This window comes from Jannaschia seosinensis (genome assembly GCF_001408515.1).
GTDB classification, from domain to species: domain Bacteria; phylum Pseudomonadota; class Alphaproteobacteria; order Rhodobacterales; family Rhodobacteraceae; genus Jannaschia; species Jannaschia seosinensis.
In genome coordinates, this window is sequence record NZ_CYPR01000100.1 from 1 (window position 1) to 6309 (window position 6309).

Genomic DNA, 6309 nt, shown 5'->3' on the forward strand with positions numbered 1-6309 from the left:
TGTCTTCCCGGCAAAGACCGCGGCCAACGCACGGCGCTTCCTGCGCGATCTGGAGCGCGCCTGCCCGATCCGCATCCGCACCATTCTCACCGACAATGGCAAGGAGTTCACCGACCGCCTTTTCGGCCTGCGCAAGCGGACTGCCACGGGAGAGCACGCGTTCGACGCGCTTTGCGCCGCCCTCGACATCGACCACCGCCTGACCCCGCCGAAGTCGCCGCAGACCAACGGAATGGTCGAGCGCTTCAACGGCCGGATCGAAGAGGTCCTGCAGAGCCACCATTTCCGATCAGGCGAGGACCTGGAGACCACGCTCCACCGATACGTCTGGCTCTACAACCAGCAGCTCCCGCAATCAGCGTTGGCCAGCAAGGCGCCCTTGCAGGCCATGAAGGACTGGCACAAAATCAAGCCAGAGCTGTTCAAGAAACAGCCATACTACCTTCTTGGATGTGACAGCGCCAGTGGCGCACCACTTCCTCGGTGATCGGGGCGCGGTCCATGATCTCGGCCACTTCACCCATGTCGAAATCCGACGCGGTCTTGCGCACCGCCTTGAGCTTGTCCTGCACGCCCAAATCGATGACGAAGGTGCGGGGCGGCACCAGATGACCCGAGGCGATCAGCTCGCCCAGCCGCACCTGGCCGGCGACATTGTCGAAGACCGCGCGCAGCCCCTTCCTGTCGCCGCGGTTCGGGGTGGCCGTGACCCCGAAGATCCGGGCATCGGGGTTGGCACCGCGGACGCGGTCGATGATGCGACGGTAACTGTCGGCGACGGCATGATGCGCCTCGTCGATGACCAGCAGGTCCAGCTTCGGCATGGCGGCCAGGTTGGCCTCGTGTGCCAACGTAGGCACCATGGCGAAGGTCACCTGGCCGCGCCAGGATTTGGTCGTGGCATCCAGCACCGAGGTGGTCACGTCCGGATTGACCCGGGCGAACTTGTTGCGGTTCTGCGCGGTCAGCTCATCACGATGCGCCAGCACGCAGGTCTTGGCGGCGCTGGCGTCGATCAGCTCTCCCGCAACGGCAGAGAGCATGATGGTCTTGCCCGCACCGGTCGGCGCGATGCCGAGCGTGTTGTCGCGGGTGCCGAGCGCAGACAGGCTGCGCTCGACAAAGAGTTTCTGACGCGGACGAAGGCGCATGGCAGTGACCCTCACTCGGCCCAGCTGGGACGGCCGGAAAAGCCGGGGCTGGCAGCAGGAGCCTCCGCGGGCTGCCCGTGCTGCGCTGGTGCGCCGTGGCCCTGCGTCGGCGTCTGCGGCTGGGGTGCCGGCGGTGTTGAATACGGCGCCTGCGTTCCGGCTTGGGGCGCATATTCCGTCCCCGGTGCCATCGGTGCGGTGTCATGGCCCATGAGCTGCGCATAGTCGCGGTGATCGGGCATGACCGCGCTCTTGATTTCGTTGCGCTCTTCTCCGCTCGCGTCCTTGCCGACATCGATGCGGGCGACGAACTCGATCCCGTCGAGATCGGCAAAGCCGCTGATCCGCCGCGCTGCCTGCGCCTGCGCCGAGTTGTCCTTGTCGGAAATCCCGCGCGACGAGTTCAGCATGCCGCGGACCAGGCTGCGCCCCATGTTTGCCCAGTTCGGGCCGTTGGGGCTGTAGAGCCCGATCAGCGACCAGATCTTGCGCTTGGCATAGGGCCCCTCGAGCACCGTGTATTCGGCATCGAGGTAGACCGCGCCGGTGGAGGCCCGCTTGGCATAGCCGCCGGTCCAGCCTTGCGCGGGATCGTCGAACCCGCCCGGGCGGATGGTCAGGCGCACCCTGGCCAGCGTGCCCTTGGGAATGACGTTGCTGTTGGTTTGCGCGTCGTTGAAATCGTTCCAGAGAGACATGTGTCTGGTCCTTTCAGGTCGAGGGATTGGAATTGGGGGTGGCCTGCGCCTTTGGCGGCGTCGGAAGCTGGGGCGCCTGGTAGGTCAGCCGCCGCTCCTCGGGGACGAGCGGGCCGCGGATCTTCTCCATCAGCCGCCCGAGATGGGGCGCCTCGAGCATCTCGAGCCGACCCGAACGGTCCTTGGCCGGATAGCCCCAGGGGTTCAGGGTCTGGCAGACGAAGCCGCGTTGCAGCGTGCCATCCTCGGCCTTGAACTCGGCCATGGTGATGACCTGATCGACGATGCCCGGCAGCTCGAGCCCGGTCTTGGATCCGTCGATCTGCGGTTGGAAAACCCGGCGATTGAAGTCGTCGAGCTTCTCGTCGAGGATCCCAACGAACCAGACATTCTTCGCCCGCGTGTGCTGCAGGTGCGTGAGCCAGGCGATCATCTCGCGACCGTGCAGGCCGTAGGCGCCGCGCACATCGGGCTTGCCGGTCTTCTCGGAATGGGCCTCGGGCTGGCCCTTGCACCATCCGAAGCACAGCCGCCCCGCCACGGTGATCGAGTCAATGAACACCGTGTCGTATTTGACCAGCGCGGCCGGATCGCCGAACTTCGCGCAGACCGCGTCGTAATGGGCCTGGCTGTAGGACTGGTCGGAGCGCAGCGCCGGGTTTGGCCCGCCGATGAACACCGCGAAATCACGGCACTCGGTCCAGGTCCGCGGGCGGATCGCATCCACGCCCAGCCCTTCGACGGCCAGATCCCCGGCCTCGAGATCGAAGAACAGCGTGGTCGCGTTCGTCAGCGTCCAGAGCAGGCTGGTCTTGCCGATCCCCGAGCGGCCGAAGATCACGCCCTTGATGCCGCGGATTTCCGACAGGCGTTCGTCGGCGGTGACGATGGGAAGCGCGCCGGTCATGACAGCACCTCCTGGCGCGTCGGCGCAGCGTCGGTGCCATTGCGGGTCACGGTCGCAAACAGCGCATCCAGCCGGTCGGCCTCGGTCAGGCATTCGATGCCCTTGCGCCGCATGAACCGCCGCGCGTCATCGAGCAGGTCGGGCTCGGCGATCAGGTTCGGAACCGCGACGTATTCCTCGGCGCTCTCCACGAAGTACGACTTCGAGCGCAGATCCTTCACCAGCGGCGCGAAGGCCGCACACACCTCTGCGAAATCCGCCTGAGCCATCCCGTCATCGCGGTTGCGCAGGATGCGCTTGACCTCGGAGATGATGCCGGTGCGCAGCATCCGCAGCGCGCCTTCCTGCCGCGCCTGCGTGCAGGTCAGCGGGAAAGCCGCCTCCATCATGTCATCGGCGATCCTGGGGGCGTTGTTGCCCAGACGGGATGCGTAATCCCGGACGCGTTCGGCAAAAGCCGCTGATCGGCTATCGAGCATCGATCCACTCCTTGATTGTTGTGAAAGCTGTCGACCCCTCGGCGATGGCCCTGGCATCGAGGTCGTGAAACGGGGTGTCCCTGGCCTCGCGCATGCCTTGCCGCGCCAGAGCGAGGTTCTCGTCCGTGGCCCATTCGGCAAAGGCACGGAACGTGCCGGTCACATGCTGCCAGGCCGCTTGCGCCGGCGTCGGCGGGACATAGAGCGGGTTCCGGCGGTTGGGCTTGCGCTGAGGGCGCAGTCCCCGCATGGCGGCATCCGTGACCATCTTGCGCAGGGCGGTGCGGTTCGGTTCCTCGCCACGCTCGAGCCGCTCGTCGAGCGTGCGGCGGACGATGCCCGGGTCGTTTGTTTCGGCATCGCGGAGCTGACGGGCTTCGTGGATCTGGTCGCGGCGCAGGCCGAGATCGGCGGCGGTGGCGGGACGAACATCGTTGGAAACATCAACGATGTCGGTGCGCACCGATCCACTCGCCACCTCGCCACGCGCCTGCGCCGCATCGTATTCGTCGGCAAGACGGCGCTTCGCAGCGGCTTCGATTTCGAGCGCATCGGCCTGGGCACGGTGTGCGGCGGCGATCAGATCGTCATGCGCGGCCTTGGCGCTCTTCATGCGTGCGGCGCGTTTCGCCACGTCATAGGCCAGTCCGGCTGCCTCGCGCGCTTCCAGAACCTCCGCGGCGGTCTTGGCGCCCGACAGCATGGTCGCGGCGCGCTCGATCAGACTCGGCAGGTCTCGGGAAGGGTTCGGGATGTGGGCCAGCGCAGTCATTGCGCGGTCTCGTTCGGCTCGAGCGCAACCTTGAGCGTGCCGGTCTTCACAGTCCGCGCGGGCTCGAAACCGGCACGGATCGCGTCAGGCCATGCTGCGTATTTGCGCTCCGGCACCTTGAACGCGATGTCGACATACTGCGCGGGATCGTCGCCCGCCGCGCGGATGCGCTCGACCATCGCGGCCAGCTGCGCCTGGTCCCAGTCGACGCGCTTGGGCAGATCGGCCACGACGGTATACTCGCCATCGACCAGCCGCACGGTACCGGTGTCCTTGCCACAAGCGCGGCGGGCCTCAGTGGCGCGGGTGGCATACCGCACGTCCAGCGCCGTGTGGAAACGGGCAGTGGCCGTCTTCAGCTGCCTGGCAGCCTGCGTAAGCTCTGCCTGCAGGCATGCCAGCAACTCGACCGGCATCTGCGCCAGCTCGCCAGTCGGCATGTTGAGCATGTCTTCCAAGCTCGAGGTATTCTCGGGAAAAGGCATGGATGTGCCTCCTTGGTCGGCGAGTGGGGTATGGACGGGGAAGCTCATGCGGCCTGCTCGTCGAGGAGCAGCGCGGACAACGACGCAGCGGCGGCTTTCGGCTTCGGACGGGCGATGGCGAGATAGGCGAACCGGTTCGGACCCACGCGCTCCTGCACGAGGTGCACGAGGCCCTGTTCGGCCGCGCGAAACGCGGCATCAGCCAAGCCGCGGACGGCCAGGCGCCGGTCCGCAGGCAGCGTCGAGACCGTCCTGTCCGCATCGACCACAAGAAACCCGCGGTGGTAGATCAGCGCATCACCGTCCTCGGCCTGCGCGACCCAGGCATAGAGGTCGATGTCGGCGATCCGACTGAAAGTGTCTGTGCCCCGCGTGGGCTTGGCCTGTCGGCCCGGTGTGAAACGCGCCATGATCATTGCACCACCCGCAGTGCAGCGCCTTGCGCGGTGCTCTCGCAACGACGAGTACTTTCGTAGGCCTCGACATCGGCCAGCTTGTAGACGACGCGTCCGCCGATCTTCACGAACGCGGGCCCTTCGCCTGTCCAGCGCCAGCGCTCCAACGTACGGGGACTGATCTGCCAGCGCTTCGCGAGCCGCGCCTGGTTCAAGAACTGTTCTGTCATCGACCTCTCCAGTGTGTCTGTGTCTGGAAAGGGGATGCCAGTTTTCGCGTACGGGAACGTCCCACAGGTGGGATGCATCGCACGTTTTTCTAAACTGCTAATTTATCGCAGAAATCTGCCCACCTCGCCCTCGGCGCAGACAAGCGCATACGAGTGCAGACCGGATGCATACCAAACGCAGACAAGCCGAGCGTGCGACCTGCGCCGAGGCTGCGAATCAAAACGCCCGCCAAAGCGGCGGGCGGACATCGGGGGAGATCTGCGTCAGTGGCTCGTGAGCAACCAGATGACGAAACCCGGATCGAGGTGATACCATCCTCGCCGGCCTTCGGTCTTGCGCAACAGCCGCGACCAGTAGGGCTTGCGGCTGAACAGGCTGCTCAGCCGCTGCGAGGCTGACCCCACTGCGTTCAGAATATCGGTGTAATGCTGGTCCGGGGCTCCATCGCGCGTTTGCGCCAGCATGAACTCAAGCGCACGCGCTTGCGGCAGCGTGAATGCGAGCTCCTGCTCGTCGAAGACAAACAGCCTGAAATCGAACGCATTCTGCTGCGCGTCGGGCGCGTTGATCACCTCGCGCTCGAGCGCCTCTGCCCGCTCTCGACGGACCAGGAGGTCGACATGCGAAAAACTGATGCCATCACCGCCGCGCAGCGTCACCATTCTGGCCTCAGGCAGAAAGAGATGGGTGACGATGCCCTCGCCATCGCGGACCAGTCGGAACGCATCGCGCAGCGTCAGGTCTCCAAGCCCGGAAAAGACCGTTTCCTCGACGGGCAGAGATATGCCCAGAAGTTGGTGACGGTCCTCATCAGGCGGCGGTTTGAAGTTGCTTGATCCCGTCCTTGAACTCAATCCCCTGAATGACGTCGGGCAGACGGTTTGGCCCGTTGATCTTCCGCCACTTCTTCTTGGCTGACTTCATGAGTCGGAAGACCATGGCGAGGGCGGTCTTGCGGTTCAGGCAGCCCTTGGTTTTGCGGGTCCGGTTCCTGACCGTGGCGAAGACACTCTCGATCGGGTTCGTGGTCCGAATGTGCTTCCAGTGCTCGGCCGGGAAGTCGTAGAAGGCCAGCAGCTCGTCACGGTCTTTCACCAGCTTGGCCACAGCCTTCTCGTACTTCGCGCCGTAGATTTCGACGAAGAGATCGAAGGCGGCATTCGCCTCCTTCTTCGTCTCGGCCATCCAGAT

11 protein-coding genes are annotated in these 6309 nt (G+C 65.3%); 1 reads left to right on the plus strand and 10 read right to left on the minus strand.

Going from position 1 to position 6309, the window contains the following annotated elements; all coding sequences use genetic code 11:
* Positions 1–487 (plus strand): integrase core domain-containing protein (locus tag JSE7799_RS08110; RefSeq protein ID WP_144431617.1); only part of this gene is annotated, 487 nt, incomplete at its 5' end.
* On the opposite strand, the gene JSE7799_RS08115 is transcribed toward JSE7799_RS08110, so the two are convergent.
* From JSE7799_RS08115 to JSE7799_RS08160, 10 genes are all read right to left on the minus strand, one after another.
* Positions 423–1151: a DEAD/DEAH box helicase gene (locus tag JSE7799_RS08115; RefSeq protein ID WP_245624835.1), complete on the minus strand. Its 729-nt coding sequence runs from the start codon at positions 1149–1151 to the stop codon at positions 423–425. The genes JSE7799_RS08110 and JSE7799_RS08115 overlap by 65 nt on opposite strands.
* An 11-nt stretch (positions 1152–1162) precedes the next feature.
* Entirely contained in the window at positions 1163–1849 is a 687-nt protein-coding gene (locus tag JSE7799_RS08120; RefSeq protein ID WP_055663160.1) for a hypothetical protein, read from the minus strand.
* Between the two features lie 13 nt (positions 1850–1862).
* Positions 1863–2756, minus strand: coding sequence for an ATP-binding protein (locus tag JSE7799_RS08125; protein WP_055663161.1), 894 nt, complete (start codon positions 2754–2756; stop codon positions 1863–1865).
* Positions 2753–3235, minus strand: coding sequence for a hypothetical protein (locus JSE7799_RS08130; RefSeq protein WP_055663162.1), 483 nt, complete (start codon positions 3233–3235; stop codon positions 2753–2755). The genes JSE7799_RS08125 and JSE7799_RS08130 overlap by 4 nt, the downstream gene beginning before the upstream one ends.
* Positions 3225–4007 carry a hypothetical protein gene (locus JSE7799_RS08135; protein WP_055663163.1) on the minus strand — a complete coding sequence of 261 codons (783 nt, stop codon included), beginning with the start codon at positions 4005–4007 and terminating at the stop codon, positions 3225–3227. Before JSE7799_RS08135 ends, JSE7799_RS08130 begins: the two co-directional genes overlap by 11 nt.
* Positions 4004–4540 (minus strand): hypothetical protein, encoded by a 537-nt coding sequence (locus JSE7799_RS08140; RefSeq protein WP_245624836.1) that lies wholly within the window; start codon positions 4538–4540, stop codon positions 4004–4006. The genes JSE7799_RS08135 and JSE7799_RS08140 overlap by 4 nt, the downstream gene beginning before the upstream one ends.
* On the minus strand, positions 4537–4902 hold the full coding sequence (locus tag JSE7799_RS08145) for a hypothetical protein (protein ID WP_245624837.1): 366 nt from the start codon (positions 4900–4902) through the stop codon (positions 4537–4539). Before JSE7799_RS08145 ends, JSE7799_RS08140 begins: the two co-directional genes overlap by 4 nt.
* A 2-nt stretch (positions 4903–4904) precedes the next feature.
* Complete coding sequence (locus JSE7799_RS08150) at positions 4905–5117, minus strand: helix-turn-helix transcriptional regulator (RefSeq protein ID WP_055663165.1); 213 nt, start codon at positions 5115–5117, stop codon at positions 4905–4907.
* 264 nt (positions 5118–5381) lie between these two features.
* The gene (locus JSE7799_RS08155) at positions 5382–5780 is read right to left on the minus strand and encodes a hypothetical protein (RefSeq protein WP_055663166.1); all 399 of its coding nucleotides are present in this window, start codon (positions 5778–5780) and stop codon (positions 5382–5384) included.
* Between the two features lie 148 nt (positions 5781–5928).
* On the minus strand, positions 5929–6309 hold a 381-nt coding region (locus JSE7799_RS08160; protein ID WP_186201878.1), incomplete at its 5' end, for a transposase.